This is a genomic window from Streptomyces sp. GSL17-111 (assembly GCF_037911585.1).
In the GTDB taxonomy this organism is placed as follows: domain Bacteria; phylum Actinomycetota; class Actinomycetes; order Streptomycetales; family Streptomycetaceae; genus Streptomyces.
In genome coordinates, this window is the sequence record NZ_JBAJNS010000001.1 from 5,772,740 (window position 1) to 5,789,182 (window position 16,443).

General features: G+C 74.6%; 1 protein-coding gene. It reads left to right on the top strand.

The window, feature by feature from the left end; genetic code table 11:
• Nucleotides 1-25 precede the first annotated feature (25 nt).
• Nucleotides 26-16,429, top strand: coding sequence for a type I polyketide synthase (locus V6D49_RS25625; RefSeq protein WP_340563418.1), 16,404 nt, complete (start codon nt 26-28; stop codon nt 16,427-16,429).
• Nucleotides 16,430-16,443 lie beyond the last annotated feature (14 nt).

The following is a 16,443-nucleotide window of genomic DNA, read 5'->3' on the forward strand; positions in this document are numbered from 1 at the left end:
CGGCAGCCTGGAAGGTACCGGGAACATGGCAGAAGAAGAGACCCTCCGGGACTACCTCAAGCTGGTCACGCTCGACCTGCGCCGGACCAAGGAGAAGTTGCGCGACCGGGAGGCCGCTGACCACGAGCCGATCGCGATCGTCGGCATGAGCTGCCGCTACCCGGGCGACGTCCGAACGCCCGACGAACTGTGGAGGCTGGTGGCCGAAGGAAGGGACGCGATCTCCGGCTTCCCCACCGACCGCGGCTGGGACCTCGCCCGGCTCTTCGACGGTGACCCGGACGACGAGGGCCACAGCTACGCGCGCGACGGCGGATTCGTCCACGACGCGACCGAGTTCGACGCCGACTTCTTCGGTGTCTCCCCGCGGGAGGCCCTGGCCATGGACCCGCAGCAGCGCCTGTTGCTGCGCGCGGCCTGGGAGGCCTTCGAGGACGCCGGCATCGATCCCCAGTCCGTCCGCGGCACCCACACCGGCGTGTTCGCGGGCAGCAACGACCAGAGTTATCTGCGACTCCTCGCGGGCGAACCGGGCACCGCCGGATACCAGTTGACCGGTGGCGCGACCGCGGTGATCTCCGGGCGGGTCGCCTACACCATGGGCCTGGAAGGACCCGCGGTGACGGTGGACACCGCCTGCTCGTCGTCGCTGGTCGCCCTGCACCTGGCCTGCCAGTCGCTCCGCGGCGGCGAGAGCACCCTTGCGCTCGCCGGCGGCGTCACCGTCATGGCCACGCCCGGTGTCTTCACCGAGTTCAGTCGGCAGCGCGGGCTCGCGGCCGACGGCCGCTGCAAGTCCTTCGCGTCCGCCGCCGACGGCACCGGCTGGTCCGAGGGCGTAGGCGTCGTCCTGCTCGAACGGCTCTCCGACGCCGAGCGCAACGGCCACGAAGTCCTCGCCCTGGTCCGCGGTTCGGCCGTCAACCAGGACGGCGCCTCCAACGGGCTCACCGCGCCCAACGGCCCCTCCCAGCAGCGTGTCATCCTCCAGGCGCTCCTCGGCGCCCGCCTCTCCCCGTCCGACGTGGACGTCGTCGAGGCGCACGGCACCGGCACGAGGCTCGGCGACCCGATCGAAGCACAGGCACTGCTCGCCGCCTACGGCCAGGGCCGGCCCGAGGGCCGTCCGATGCTGCTCGGCTCGGTCAAGTCCAACATCGGGCACGCGCAGGCCGCGGCCGGCATCGCCGGCGTCATCAAGATGGTGCAGGCCCTCCGCCACGAGCAGCTGCCCCGCACCCTGCACGTGGACGAGCCGTCCTCGCAGGTGGACTGGTCGGCCGGTGCCGTGGAGTTGCTGACCGATGCGCGGGCATGGCCCCGCGGTGAGCGGCCGCGCCGGGCGGGCGTCTCCTCGTTCGGCGTGAGCGGCACCAACGTCCACACCATCATCGAGGAAGCGCCCGGGACTCCCGCTGTCGACGGCGGGAGGACGACCGGGGCGGGCGCCGCCGACGAGCCGGTGACGACGCCCGTGGCCTGGACTCTGTCGGGCCGCTCGCCCGACGCACTGCGCCGACAGGCGGACAGGCTGCTTCCGGTGGCCGTTGAGGCCGACCCGGTGGACGTGGCGTACTCGCTGGCGACGGGGCGTGCGGCGCTGGAGCACCGGGCGGTCATCGTGGGCGGTGACCGCGAGGAGTTGGTGGCCGGGCTGCGTGCGCTGGCCTCGGGGGAGGAGGCGGCTCAGGTCGTCGCGGGTGTGGTGCGCGGCGGGGACTCCGTGTTCCTGTTCTCGGGTCAGGGTGCGCAGCGGGTCGGGATGGGGCGTGGGTTGTACGAGGCGTTCCCGGTGTTCGCCGAGGCGTTCGATGCGGTGTGTGCGCGGGTGGATCTTGATCGTTCGTTGCGGGAGGTGGTGTTCGGGGACGGTGAGGCGTTGGACCGCACGGTCTACGCTCAGCCTGCGTTGTTCGCGGTCGAGGTGGCGTTGTTCCGGTTGGTGGAGTCGTGGGGTGTGGTGCCGGATGTGCTGGTGGGTCATTCGATAGGCGAGTTGGCGGCTGCACATGTGGCGGGTGTGTTGTCGCTGGATGACGCGTGTGCGCTGGTGTCGGCGCGTGGCCGGTTGATGGAGGCGCTGCCGCAGGGCGGTGCGATGCTGGCCGTGGAGGCGGCGGAGGACGGTCTGGAACTGCCGGAGGGTGTGTGTCTGGCGGCGGTGAACGGGCCGGGGTCGGTGACGGTCTCCGGTGACGCGGACGCGGTCGACGCCCTGGAGGAGCGGCTGCGCGCCCAGAACGTGCGGGTGAAGCGGCTGGCGGTCTCGCACGCTTTCCACTCGCATCTGATGGAGCCGATGCTGGCGGAGTTCGCGGCCGTCGCGGAGTCGCTGACCTACCACCCCCCGACGATTCCCGTCGTGGCCACGGCGCCCGGTGACGTGGCCACGCCCGCCTACTGGGTGGGTCAGATCCGCGAGCCCGTCCGCTTCGCCGACGCCGTGCGCCGGGCCCAGGACGCCGGTGCCGTCCGCTTCCTCGAATTCGGCCCGGACGGCACCCTGTCCGCGCTCGTCCCGCACATCGCCGAGGACGCGACGGTCGTGCCCGCCCTGCGTGCGGGCCAGGACGAGGACGCGGCCCTGTTGCACGCCCTCGCGGCCGTCCACGCGCGCGGCGCGGACCTCGACCGGTCCGCCGTGTTCGCGCGCGGTCGCGGCCGGCGCGTCGCCCTGCCCACCTACGCCTTCGCCACCGACCGTTACTGGCCGTCCGGGGTCTCCTGGGCGGGTGACGTCACCTCCGCCGGTCTCGGCGTCACCCGTCACCCGCTGCTGGGCGCGGGCATCGCGCTCGCGGAGGACGACGGGTACCTCTTCACCGCGAGGCTCTCCTCGGTCACCCAGCCCTGGCTCGCGGAGCACCGGGTGCACGGCAGGATCGTGCTGCCCGGCACGGCGTTCGTGGACCTCGCGGTGCGTGCCGGTGAGCAGGCGGGCACCGAGCAGCTGGACGAGCTCGTTCTGGAGGCGCCGCTGACCGTGCCCGGGGACGGCGCCGTGCAGCTGCAGCTGGCCGTGGGCGCGGTCGACGACGAGGGCAGACGGAGCCTCACCGTCCACTCGCGCCGCGAAGACGGCGGTGCCGGTGACGGCTGGCCGGACCGACCCTGGACGCGGCATGCCGTCGGTGTCCTCGCGCCCCGCCCCCGGGTCGTCGCCGAGGACCCCGAACTCGTCGGTGTGTGGCCCCCCGAGGGTGCCGCTCCCGCCGACCCGCACGCGCTCTACGCACGGCTCGCGACCGCCGGACTCGAGTACGGGGAGCTGTTCCGCGGCGTCAGCGCCGCGTGGACGCGTGGACAGGACGTCTTCGCCGAACTCGCCGTGCCCGAGAGCGCCGCCACCGGTTTCGGGCTGCACCCGGCCCTTCTCGACGCCGCGCTCCAGTCGGCCGCCGCACGTGGTGGCGACGGCGAGGCCGGCCTGCCCTTCTCCTGGACCGGAGTGACGCTCTGGGCGTCCGGGGCGAGGCATCTGCGCGCCCGGGTCTCGCCCGCCGACGGCGGGGACGGCATCACCGTCCGCGCGGTCGACCCCGCCGGCAGCCCGGTGGTCACCGTCGACCGGGTGGTCACCCGGCCCGCGCCCGCGGTCGGCGACGAGCCGACCGGGGCCGACGACCTGTACCAGCTCGACTGGAAGCCGGTTCCCGTGGCCGGGCCCGAGCCCGGTGAGCTAGCCCAGTTCGGTGGCGGGGACCCGCTCGCCGGCCGGACGGGCACGCTCGACGACCTCGCGGGCAGTGGCCGGATGCCCACCCATCTGGTGCTGTCCGCCTGCGCGGACAGGTCTGACCTCACCGGCGCTGACGCCGTCCTGGCGCGGACCGGTGAGGTGCTCGGCCGGCTGCGATCCTGGCTCGCCGACGAACGGTACGCCGGTACCACCCTGATCGTGGCCACCCGGGGCGCCGTGCAGGCCGATCCGGGCGACGACCTGCCCGACGTGGCGGGCGCCGCCGTGTGGGGCCTCGTGCGATCGGCGCAGTCCGAGCACCCCGACCGGATCGTCCTGGTCGACCTCGACCCGTCCGGCACATTCGACACGTCGGCCCCGTCCGACGCGTCTGACGGGGCCGACGCGCAGGCGATCGCCCGCGCCGTCGCCGCCGGCGACCCGCAGACCGCCGTCCGCGGGAGGACCGTGTTCGCCGCGCGTCTGGCGAAGGCACGTCCCGGCCTTGTTCCGCCCGCCGAGGGGGCGTGGCGGGTGGGGGTGTCGGTGCGGGGTGCGGTGGAGAACGTGGGTTTGGTGGGGGCGCCTGATGCGGTGGCGTCGTTGGGTTGGGGTGAGGTGCGGGTTGCGGTGCGTGCGGCGGGGGTGAATTTTCGTGATGTGCTGAATGTGCTGGGGATGTATCCGGGTGAGGTGGCGGTGGGGGGTGAGGCCGCTGGTGTGGTGGTGGAGGTGGGGCCGGGGGTGTCTCGGTGTGTGGTGGGGGATCGGGTGTTGGGGTTCTTCGGTGGGGCGATGGGTCCGTTGGCGGTGACGGATGAGCGTTTGGTGGCGGTGGTGCCGCGGGGGTGGTCGTTTGTTGAGGCGGCGGCGGTGCCGATTGCGTTTGTGACGGCGTATTACGCGTTGGTGGATTTGGCGGGGTTGGGTGCGGGTGAGCGGGTGTTGGTGCATTCGGTTGCCGGTGGTGTGGGGATGGCGGCGGTGCAGGTGGCGCGTCATGTGGGGGCGGAGGTGTTCGGGACGGCGTCGCCGGGGAAGTGGGGGGTGACGGGTCTGGGTGTGGATCGGTTGGCGTCGTCGCGTGATGTGTCGTTCGAGGGGGTGTTCAGGGAGCGGTCTGGTGGGCGTGGTGTGGATGTGGTGTTGAATGCGTTGGCTGGTGAGTTCGTGGATGCGTCGGCTCGGTTGTTGGTGCCGGGTGGGCGGTTTGTGGAGATGGGTAAGGCGGATGTGCGGGATGGGGGGTCGTTGCCGGGGTGTGTGTATCGGGCGTTTGATCTGGGTGAGGCGGGGCCGGAGCGGATCGGGGAGATTCTGCGTGAGGTTCTGCGGTTGTTCGCTGAGGGTGTGTTCGTGTTGCCGCCGGTGCGGGTGTTCGATGTGCGGCGGGCTGCGGATGCGTTTCGGTTCGTGAGTCAGGCGCGGCATGTGGGCAAGGTGGTGTTGTCCTTGCCGCGTGAGTGGGATCCGTCGGGCACGGTGCTGGTCACGGGCGGGACGGGGGCGTTGGGCGCCCTCACCGCCCGCCACCTCGTGCGCGAACACGGCGCGCGCCACTTGCTGCTGACCGGCCGGCGTGGCGCGGAGGCCGACGGTGTGGCGGAGCTGACCGCCGAACTGCGGGATCTGGGCGCCGACGTCACCGTCGCGGCCTGCGACGTCTCCGACCCCGCAGCCGTCGCCGACCTGCTGGCCCGCGTCCCGGAGCGGCACCCGCTGACCGCCGTCGTGCACGCGGCCGGCGTCCTCGACGACGGCCTGGTCGAGTCCCTCACCGAGGACCGGCTCGCGGCCGTTCTCGCACCCAAGACGGCGGCCGCCGTCCTGCACGAGGCGACCGCCGGGACCGACCTGGCCGCGTTCGTCACGTACTCCTCGATATCCGGCACCCTCGGCAGTCCCGGACAGGCCAACTACGCGGCGGCCAACGCCTATCTGGACGCGCTCGCCCGCCACCGGCACGCCCGCGGACTGCCCGCGCTCTCCCTCGCCTGGGGCGCCTGGGCCGGCATCGGAGGCATGGCCGACGCCCTCACCGAATCCGAAGCCGCCCGCATCGGACGCTCCGCGTTCCCGCCGCTCGGCCCGGACCGCGGCCTCGCCTTGCTGGACACCGCCCTGGGCCTGCCCGGCCCGGCGATGGTCCCGGCCCTGCTCGACACCGCCCTGCTCTCCGCCTCCCCGGCGCCGCTGCCCCCGCTCCTGGCCGGCTTGGCCCGTCCGGCCCGGCGCGTCGCCGACCGCTCCGCCCTTCCGGGCGGTTTCGCCGAGCGACTGCGCCGGCTGCCCGCGGAGGACCGGGCCCGTACCGCGCTCGAACTGGTCCGCGGCCAGGTCGCGGCGGTGCTCGGCTTCGCGTCAGCGGAGGCCGTGGACCCGTCGCGGCCGTTCAAAGACCTCGGCTTCGACTCGCTGACCTCGGTGGAACTGCGCAACCGGATCGGCCAGGCGGCCGATCACAGGCTGCCCGCCACCCTGGTGTTCGACCACCCGACCCCCGAGGCGCTCGCCGCCCACCTCGTGACGGAGATCGCCGGCGACTCGGCCGCGTCCGAGCCTGCCGCTCCCGTCAGGACCGTCGAGGCGGCCGACGACGACCCCATCGCGATCGTCGGCATGGCCTGTCGTTTCCCCGGCGGCGCCGACACTCCCGAGGAACTCTGGCGGATCGTCGCTGACGAGACCGACGCCATCGGAGACTTTCCCACCGACCGGTCCTGGGACCTGTCCACCCTCTACGGCGACGCCGCCGAGGAGCCTGGCGACCGGAGGACCTTCGAGGGCGGCTTCCTCTACGGGGCCGCCGGGTTCGACCCGGCCTTCTTCGGCATCTCCCCGCGTGAGGCGCTGGCCATGGACCCGCAGCAGCGGCTGCTCCTGGAGACCTCGTGGGAGGCCTTCGAGCGGGCCGGGGTCGACCCGGCGCGGCTGCGCGCCAGTTCCACCGGCGTGTACATCGGTACGGCCACCTCCGGTTACGGCATAGGCCGGTTCGACGTGCCCGAGGGCTCCCGCCCGCACATCCTCACCGGCACCGCGACGAGCGTCATCTCCGGCCGGCTCGCCTACACCTTCGGACTCGAGGGGCCGGCGGTGACCGTGGACACGGCGTGCTCGTCGTCGTTGGTGGCGCTGCACCTGGCGATCGGTGCGCTGCGCCGCGGCGAGTGCACGATGGCGCTGGCCGGCGGTGCCACCGTCATGACGACGCCCGGCATGTTCGCCGACGCCGCGCAGGGCGGCGCGCTCGCCCCCGGCGGCCGCTGCCGGGCCTTCTCCTCGGACGCCGAGGGTACGGGCTGGGGCGAGGGCGTCGGGATGCTCCTGATCGAACGGCTCTCCGACGCGCGGCGCCACGGGCACCGGGTGCTCGCCCTGGTGCGCGGCAGCGCGGTCAACCAGGACGGCGCCTCCAACGGCCTCACCGCCCCCAACGGACCCGCCCAGCAGCGCGTCATCCTGGCGGCGCTCGCCGACGCCGGCCTGGACACCGCGGACGTGGACGCGGTTGAGGCGCACGGTACCGGAACCGAGCTCGGCGACCCGATCGAGGCCCAGGCCCTGATGGCCACCTACGGGCGCGGACGGGACGGCGAACAGCCGCTCCGGCTGGGGTCGGTGAAGTCCAACATCGGGCACACGCAGTCGGCCGCCGGCGTGGCCGGGGTCATCAAGATGGTGATGGCCCTGCGCCACGGCGTGCTGCCGCGGTCCCTGCACATCACCGAACCCACTGGGCACGTCGACTGGGACGGCAGCGGTGTCCGTCTCCTGACGGACAGTCTGAGGTGGCCTGACGTGGGGCGTCCGCGCCGCGCGGCCGTCTCGTCGTTCGGCATGAGCGGGACCAACGCCCACACCATCCTGGAGCAGGCCCAGCCGGAGCCGGCTCCGGCCACGGAAGGCCAGCCGGGGAACGGTGCGCCCACCGCCGAGGCAGCCGCCTCCGGAGTGTCCGGCACCGGCGCCGCGACCGGCCCGCAGCCGCCCGTCGAACTGCCCTGGCTGCTTTCCGCGCGCACGTCCGAAGCGTTGCGCGCCCAGGCCCGGCGGCTCGCCGGTCACCTCGACGCCCACCCCGCGCTTCCCGACCGCGACGTGGCCCACTCGCTGGCCGCCACCCGCTCCCGCTTCGAGCACCGCGCGGTCCTCCTCGGCCCCGGCGGCCACCGCGAACGGCTGACCGCTCTCGCCGACGGCGCGTCCGCGCCGGGCCTGGTGACGGGGGTGGCCGGGCGCACCGGCCGGGTGGCGTTCGTCCTGCCCGGACAGGGCTCCCAGTGGCCCGGCATGGCCGACCGGCTGCTCGACGAGTCCGCCGGCTTCCGCAGCACCCTGCGGACGTGCGCCGAGGCGCTGGAGGAGCACTTCGACTGGTCGGTGGAGGACACGCTGCGCGGCCGTCCCGGCGCCGCGGACCTCAGCAGGATCGAGGTCATCCAGCCCGTGCTGTTCGCGACGATGCTGGCGCTCGCCGGGCTCTGGCGCGAACACGGCATCGAACCGGAGGCCGTGGTCGGCCACTCGCAGGGCGAGATCGCGGCCGCCCACCTCGCCGGGGCGCTCACCCTGGAGGACGCGGCGCTGATCGTCGCCCACCGCAGCCGGCTGCTCTCCCGCGTCGTCGGCCAGGGCGCGATCGCGTCCGTCTCGCTGCCCCCCGAGGAGACCCTGAAACGGCTGGAACCGTGGGCCGGAGTGCTCAGCATCGCCGCCGTCAACGGCGTGTCCTCCGTCTCCGTCGCCGGCGACGAGGCACCGCTCGACGCGTTCCTCGCCACCCTGGAGGCCGAGGACGTCCGCTTCCGCAAGCTCCGCATCAGGGGCGCCGCGCACTCGGCCGTCGTCGAACCGCTGCGTGACGAAGCCCTGGAGGTGCTGGCGCCCGTCCGGCCACGGGCCTCCCGCATCCCCTTCTACTCCACGGTCACCGGCGGCCTGCTCGACACCACCGGGCTCGACGCGGAGTACTGGTACCGCAACATGCGCCAAACCGTGCAGTTCGCACCGGCCACGCGTGCTCTGCTCGCCGACGAGTTCGGCGTCTTCGTCGAGTGCAGCCCGCACCCGGCGCTCGGCTCGTCCGTCCAGGAGACCGCCGAGGACGCCGGTGCGCCCGATCCCGTGCTGCTGACCTCGCTGCGCCGTGAGGAGGGCGGGCTCGCACGGTTCTCCGTCTCCCTCGCCGAGGCGTTCACGAGGGGCGTGGAGCCCATCTGGCCCTCCCGCGGCACCGCCGTGGACCTGCCCACCTACCCCTTCCAGCGAGACCGCTACTGGTGGGAGCCCGCGCCCGAGGAGACGACCGCCCCCGCCGGGAGCGGCACTGCGGAGGAGGGCAGCTTCTGGGCCGCCGTCGAGAACGGTGACACCGAGGCGCTCGCCGAGTCCCTGGGCACCGACGCCCTCACCCCCGTGCTGCCGGCGCTCACGGCATGGCGGCGGCGTTCCCACGACCGCTCCACGGTGGACGGCTGGCGCTACCGCGTGGAATGGAAGCCGCTGCCCCTCACCGGCCCCACCCGGCCCGCGCTCACCGGCACCTGGGCGATCGTCGCCGCAGAGAGACAGGAGGAACTGGCGGGCCGGCTCGCCGCGCTCGTGGAGCAGGCCGGCGCCGTGGCCCGCGTGACCGCGCCCGCCGGACCGCCTGAGGACCAGGAACTGTCCGGGGTGATCTCGCTGCTCGCCCTCGACGCCCGCCCGCACCCCGCCCACCCGGGCATCAGCACCGGAGCCGCGCAGAACCTCGCCCTGCTGCGCACCGTCGCCACCCGCCCGGCTCCGGTCCCGGTGCACCTCGTCACCAGCGGCGCCGTCTCCGTCGGCCGTGTCGACCCCGTACGGGACCCCGCCCAGGCCGCCACCTGGGGGCTCGGCCTGGTGGCCGGACTCGAACGGCCCGACTGCTGGGGCGGACTCGTCGACCTGCCCGAGCAGCCCGACGACCGGGTGCTGGGCCGCCTGCTGCGGCTGCTCGCACCGCAGTCCGCGGACTCCGGGCGGTCCGACGGCCCCGGCGCCGAGGACCAGGTGGCGATCCGCCCCGCCGGCGTCTTCGTCCGCCGCATGGTCCGGGCACCGCGCGCCACGCCCCTGCGCTCCTGGCAGCCCGGCTCCACCGTGCTGATCACGGGCGGCACCGGCGGCATCGGACGGCACCTCGCGCACCACATGGCCGCCCGGGGCGCCCGCAAGCTCGTCCTCACCGGCCGCCGCGGCCCGGATGCCCCCGGCGCCCTCGACCTGGCCGCCGAACTGACCTCCCGGGGCGTCGAGACGGTCGTCGCCGCCTGCGACGTCACCGACCGGGACCAGGTCGCCGCGCTGCTCGCCGAGCACCCCGTCGACTCGGTGGTCCACGCCGCGGGCGTACCGCAGGCGACGGCGTTCGCCGACTGCGACGAGGCCGAGTTCGCCGCGGTCGCCGCCGCCAAGACCGAAGGCGCCCGGCACCTGGACGAACTGGTGGGCGACATTGACACGTTCGTGCTCTTCTCGTCCGGCGCGGGTGTCTGGGGCGGCGCGGGCCAGGCCGCCTACGCGGCGGGCAACGCCGTGCTCGACGCGCTGGCCCGGGCCCGGCGGGCCCGGGGCCTGTCCGCCACCGCCGTCGCCTGGGGCGGCTGGGCCGAGGGGGGCATGGCCGACGACGGGCACGCCGCAGCGGAGCTCGGCCGGCGCGGGCTGCACGCGATGGAGCCGCGCCTCGCCCTCGCCGCGCTCGACCAGGCCCTGGACGCCGACGAGACCTGCGTGACCGTCGCCGACATCGACTGGGCACGCTTCACACCCGGTTACACGGCTGCCCGTGCCCGGCCGCTCATCATGGACATCCCGGAGGCGGAGGCGGCGCTCGCCGCCCCCGGAGTCCGGGCCGACGAGCCCGGCGAGGTCGACGCACTGCGCGACGAGCTCCTCGCCCTGAACGGGCCGCAGCGAACCCAGCACCTGCTGGATCTCGTCAGCGGGCACGCCACCGCCGCGCTCGGCTACGCCGACTCCGCCAGGATCGAGGCCGGCCGTGCCTTCCGCGACCTGGGTTTCGACTCGCTGATGGCCGTCGACATGCGCAACCGCCTGCAGATCGCCACCGGCCGCAAACTGCCGCCCACCCTGGTCTTCGACCACCCGACCCCCGCCGACCTCGCAGACCATCTGCTCGCCGAGGTGCTCGGCGAGCAGGCGGCGGCCGAGTCCACGGCGGCACGCGCCACGGGCACCGCCGAGGACGAGCCGCTCGCCGTGATCGGGATGAGCTGCCGCTACGCCGGCGGCGTCGACTCCCCGGAGGACCTGTGGCGGCTGGTGCTGGACGGCACCGACGCCGTCGGCCCCTTCCCCGAGGACCGGGGCTGGGACCTGGAGAACCTCTATCACCCCGACCCGAACCACCCCGGTACCTCCTACGTCAAGGAGGGCGGTTTCCTCCGCGACGCCTCCCACTTCGACGCGGGTCTTTTCGGCATCAGCCCCCGCGAGGCCGTCGCCACCGACCCGCAGCAACGCCTCCTGCTGGAGGCGACCTGGGAGGCCATGGAGCGGGCCGCGATCGACCCGTCGTCCCTGCGGGGCAGCGCGACCGGTGTGTTCGTCGGCACCTCGTTCGTCGGCTACGGCATCGGCGCCCAGCAGGCGGGCAGCGAGGCCGAGGGCTTCTTCCTCGCGGGCACCGGCACTGCCGCCGCCTCCGGCCGCATCTCCTACACCTTCGGTCTCGAAGGCCCCGCCGCCACCGTCGACACGGCCTGTTCGTCCTCCGCCGTCGCCATCCACCTCGCCTGCCAGGCACTGCGGCAGAACGAGTGCGACCTCGCGGTCGCCGGCGGTGCCGCCGTCCTGGCCACTCCCGCCTCCTTCACGGAGTTCAGCCGCCAGCGCGGCCTGGCCCCCGACGGACGGTGCAAGCCGTTCGCCGCCGCTGCCGACGGCACCGGCTGGGGCGAGGGCGTCGGCATGATCCTGGTGGAGCGCCTCTCTGAAGCGCTGCGCAAGGGGCATCCGGTCCTCGCGCTGATCCGCGGCACCGCGGTCAACCAGGACGGCGCGTCCAACGGGCTGACCGCCCCCAGCGGCCGGGCCCAGCAGAAGGTCATCCGTCAGGCACTGGCCAACGCCGGCCTGGACGTCGCCGACATCGACACCGTCGAGGCGCACGGCACCGGCACCACACTCGGGGACCCGATCGAGGCCCAGTCGGTCCTGGCGACGTACGGCCGCGACCGTCCCGGGGACCGGCCGCTGTGGCTGGGGTCGGTGAAGTCCAACATCGGGCACACCCAGTCGGCCGCCGGCGTCGGAGGCGTCATCAAGACGGTCATGGCGCTGCGCGAGGGGGTCCTGCCCAAGACCCTCCACATCGACGAGCCGACCCCGCACGTCGAGTGGTCGACGGGAGCGGTCGAGCTGCTGAAGGAGACCACTGCCTGGCCCGACACCGACGGGCGCCCCCGGCGAGCAGCCGTGTCCTCCTTCGGCGGCAGCGGCACCAACGCCCACCTGATCCTCGAGCAGTACGTCCCCGAGGACGCGGCCGGCCGGGACGGGCTGGACGGGCAGGACCCGCAGAACCCGCAGCGCGTCACCGATCCCGCCGGGGCACCGTCCGCCGCGGACGTCCGCGCGGCAGGTGAGGACACACGCGTGGCGGGGTCCGCCCCCGAACTCGACGGCGTGGTCGCCCCCTGGCTCGTGTCCGCCCGCGGCGCCCAGGCGCTGCGCGCCCAGGCCGGACGTCTCCTGGAGCACCTCGACACCCTCCCCGCCGCCCATCCCGCCGACGTCGCCCACTCGCTGACCGCCAGCCGCGCGCTCCTAGAACACCGCGCCGCCGTCGTCGCGGCCTCCGACACCGACCGGCGTGCCGCGCTCGCCGCCCTGGCCCGCGGCGAGGCCGCCGCCCACCTGGTCCGGGGCGTCGCACGGCCCGGCAAGGTCGCCTTCGTCTTCCCCGGACAGGGCGGCCAGTGGGCGGACATGGCGCTCGAACTGATGGACAGCTCCGAGGTCTTCGCCGCCGAGCTGTACGCGTGCGCCGAGGAGCTCGCCCGCCACGTCGACTGGTCGCCGATCGACGTGCTGCGCGGCACCGACGGCGCCCCGCCACTGGACCGGGTCGACGTGACACCGGCCGTCCTGTTCGCCGTGACCGCGGCGCTCGTCGCGCTCTGGCGTGCGCACGGCGTCGAACCCGACATGGTCCTCGGCCACTCCCAGGGAGAGATCGCCGCCGCGTACGCCTCCGGCGCGCTGACCCGCGCCGACGCCGCCCGGATCGTCGCCCTGCGCGGCATCGTCCTCATGCCGGTGGCCGGACTCGGCGGCATGGCCTCCGTGGCGCTGACCCCCGACAGGACCCGCGAGCTGCTCGAACCGTGGGGCACGCGGCTCTCCCTGGCCGGGATCAACGGCCCCGCGTCGTCCGTCGTCGCCGGCGAACGCCAGGCGCTCGACGACTTTCTCGCCTCCTGCGAGAAGGACGGTGTCCGGGTCCGCAAGGTCCGCGTCGACTTCAGCTCCCACTGCGCCCAGGTCGAGCCGATGGCCGAGGAACTGGCTCGCCTCGTCGCCGACCTCGAACCGCGCACCGGCACCGTGCCGTTCCACTCCACCGTCACCGGCGAGCGCGTGGACGGCACAGCGCTCGACGCCGGCTACTGGCAGCGCAACCTCGTCACCCCCGTCGACCTCGACAGGGGAGTGCGCGGACTCGTCGAGCAGGGCGCCCGGTTCCTCGTGGAGATCGGCCCGCACCCCGTGCTCGCCCCCGTGCTCGGTGAGATCCTCGACGACATCCCCGGCCTCGACCCGGGCGAGGTCACCGTCCTCGGCACCCTCCGGCGCGACGAGGGCGGCATGGAGCGCTTCCTCCTCTCCGTCGCCGAACTCCACGTGCACGGCGGCGCCGCGGACCTCACCGCGCCGCTCGCCGAACTGCCCGTGACGACCGTGCCACTGCCGCCGTACCCCTTCCAACGCGAGCGCTACTGGCTGGAGTCCGCTCCGGCCGGCGCCGGCGACCTCGGCGCCGCGGGCCTCGGCAGCACGGGACACCCGCTGCTGACCGCCGCACTGACCCTCGCCGACGGCGCGAGCACCGTCTTCACCGGACGGCTCTCGCTGCGCACCCACCCCTGGCTGGCCGACCATGCCGTCCTCGGCACCGTGCTGCTGCCGGGCACCGCGTTCGTGGAGATGGCCCTGCACGCCGGAGTGCGGGCCGACGCCCCCGTCCTGGAGGAACTCGCCCTGGGCGCCCCGCTGGTGCTCGGCGAGCACGACTCAGTCGCGGTGCAGTTGACGGTCGGCGCCCCGGGCGAGGGAGGCCGCCGGGAGGTGTCCGTCCATGCCCGCGACGCCGACCTCCCGGACGCTCCCTGGGTCCGGCACGCCACCGGCACCCTGGCACCCGCCGCGCGGGCCGGACGGCCCGCCGGTGAACTCGCCTCGTGGCCGCCGCCGGGCGCCGAGCCGCTCGCGCTCGACGGCTTCTACCAGGCGATCGCCGACGTCGGCTACAGCTACGGCCCTGCCTTCCGGGGACTGGCCGGAGCCTGGCACCGCGACGGCGAACTCTTCGCCGAGGTTCGGCTCCCCGAAGGCGTGACGGACGACGGGTTCGCGCTGCACCCGGCGCTCCTCGACGCCGCCCTGCACGGCATCGGGCTGCTGCGCGGCCTGCGCGACGGGGACACGGGCGGGACCGGCCGTGCCGCCGAACTCCCCTTCATGTGGCGCGAGGTGTCCCTGCCCGCCACGGGCTCCCGGGTCCTCAGGGTCCGGCTCACCGAGTCCGACGACGGCGTGGGCCTCGCGCTCCACGACGACACCGGCGCACCGGTCGGCGGTGTCGGAGCCCTGGTGGCCCGCCCGGTCGGCACCGAACTGTCCGCCGCCCGGCGCGGCCTCGCCACCACCCTCTTCCACGTGGAGTGGGCGACCGAGCTGCCGCCCGCGGCCACCGCGACCGGCGACGACGCGTACGCCGTCGCCCGCTTCACTGACGGCGATCCCGGGCCCGATCCGGCCGCCGCCGTCGAAGCGGCCGTCACCCGCGCCCTGACCGTGGTCCGCGACCGGCTGGCCGACGAGGAGGACGCCGCGCAGCCCCTGGCCGTCGTCACCCGGGGCGCCGTCGCCACCGGTGACGACGACATCACCGACGTGGTCGACGCGGCCGTACGGGGCCTGATCCGCTCCGCGCAGGCCGAGCACCCGGGCAGGTTCGTCCTCGTCGACCTGGACCCGGTCGACGACACCGAACCGGGCACCCGGCAGGACACCGAACCGGACGCCGACGGCGGCATGCTGCACGCCGCCGTCACCGCCGCCATGGAAGCGGGCGAGACCGAGGTCGCCGTACGCCGCGGCCGGATCCTCGCACCCCGCCTGGTCCGGATGCCCGTCCCCGAGGCGACGGACCCCACCGGCCTGGACACCTCCGACGGCACGGTGCTCGTCACCGGGGCCACCGGCACCCTCGGCCGTGCTCTCGCCCGGCACCTGGCCCTGCGCCACGGCGTACGCCACCTCCTGCTGCTCAGCCGGAGCGGACCGGACGCGCCCGGGGCGGCCGGGCTCGTCGGCGAGCTGGCGGACCTGGGGGCCGAGGCCACCGTGGTCGCCTGCGACATCGCCGACCGCGACGCGCTTGCCCGCACCCTCGCGGCGATCCCCGCCGCGCACCCGCTGACCGCCGTGGTGCACACCGCGGCCGTCCTGGACGACGGCGTGCTCACCGGCATGACGGCCGAGAGTGTCGCCCACGTCCTCGCCCCCAAGGTGCGGGGCGCCGTCAATCTCGACGAACTCACCCGGGACAGCGACCTTGCGGCGTTCGCGCTCTTCTCCTCCGCCGCCGGTGTGCTGGGCGGCGCGGGACAGGCCAACTACGCGGCGGCCAACGTCTTCCTCGACGCCTTCGCCGCGCACCGCCGCCGGCGCGGGCTGCCCGCCGTCTCGCTGGCCTGGGGGCCGTGGGCCGAACGCACGGGGCTGACCGGCACGCTCACCGAGGCCGATGTCCGCCGGGTCGCGCAATCCGGCCTGGGCGCGCTGGCGACGGAGGACGGCATGGCCGCCTTCTCGGCCGGCTGCGCGGCCGGACGGGCCCTGGTGGTGCCGGCGGCGCTCCAACCGGCGGCGCTGCGCGGCCGGAGCCCGATGCACCCGCTGCTGCGCGTCCTCGCGCCCCGCGAGGAGCAGCGGGCCGCCGCCGTGGGCGGCGACCCGGACGCGCTGCGGAACCGGCTCTCCGAGGCTCCCGAGGCCGAACAGCGGCGCATTCTGCTCGACCTGGTGCGCGGCCAGCTGGCCGCAGCCCTCGGTTTCACCTCGCCGGGCGTCGTGGACGCCGACCGGGGCTTCCTGGAGATGGGCCTGGACTCCCTCACCGGCGTCGAGCTGCGCAACCGGCTCTCCGCCGCCACCGGGCTGCGGCTGCCCGCCACGCTGGTCTTCGACCACCCGACGGCCGCCGATGTCGCCCGTCACCTCCGCAGCCTGCTGGCCCCCGAACCGGGGCGCGCGGTGGACGGCCTGCTGGCCGAACTCGCCCGCCTGGAGGCCGGGCTCGAACGGGTCGAGGCCGACGAGGAGGACCGGGCCCGAGTGGCGGCCCGGCTGCGGGCGCTGGCCGGCCGGTGGAGCGGCGGGCGGGACGACAGGGACGAGAAGCCGGAGAACCTGGACGCCGCCTCGGCGGAAGAAGTCTTCGCGCTGCTGGACAACGAGTTCGAGACGTCGTGAGAGGACGCGGACAG

Bases quoted from the DNA above. Each gene is read 5' to 3' on its own strand.
- V6D49_RS25625 (WP_340563418.1), top strand. From the start codon at position 26: ATGGCAGAAGAAGAGACCCTCCGGGACTACCTCAAGCTGGTCACGCTC.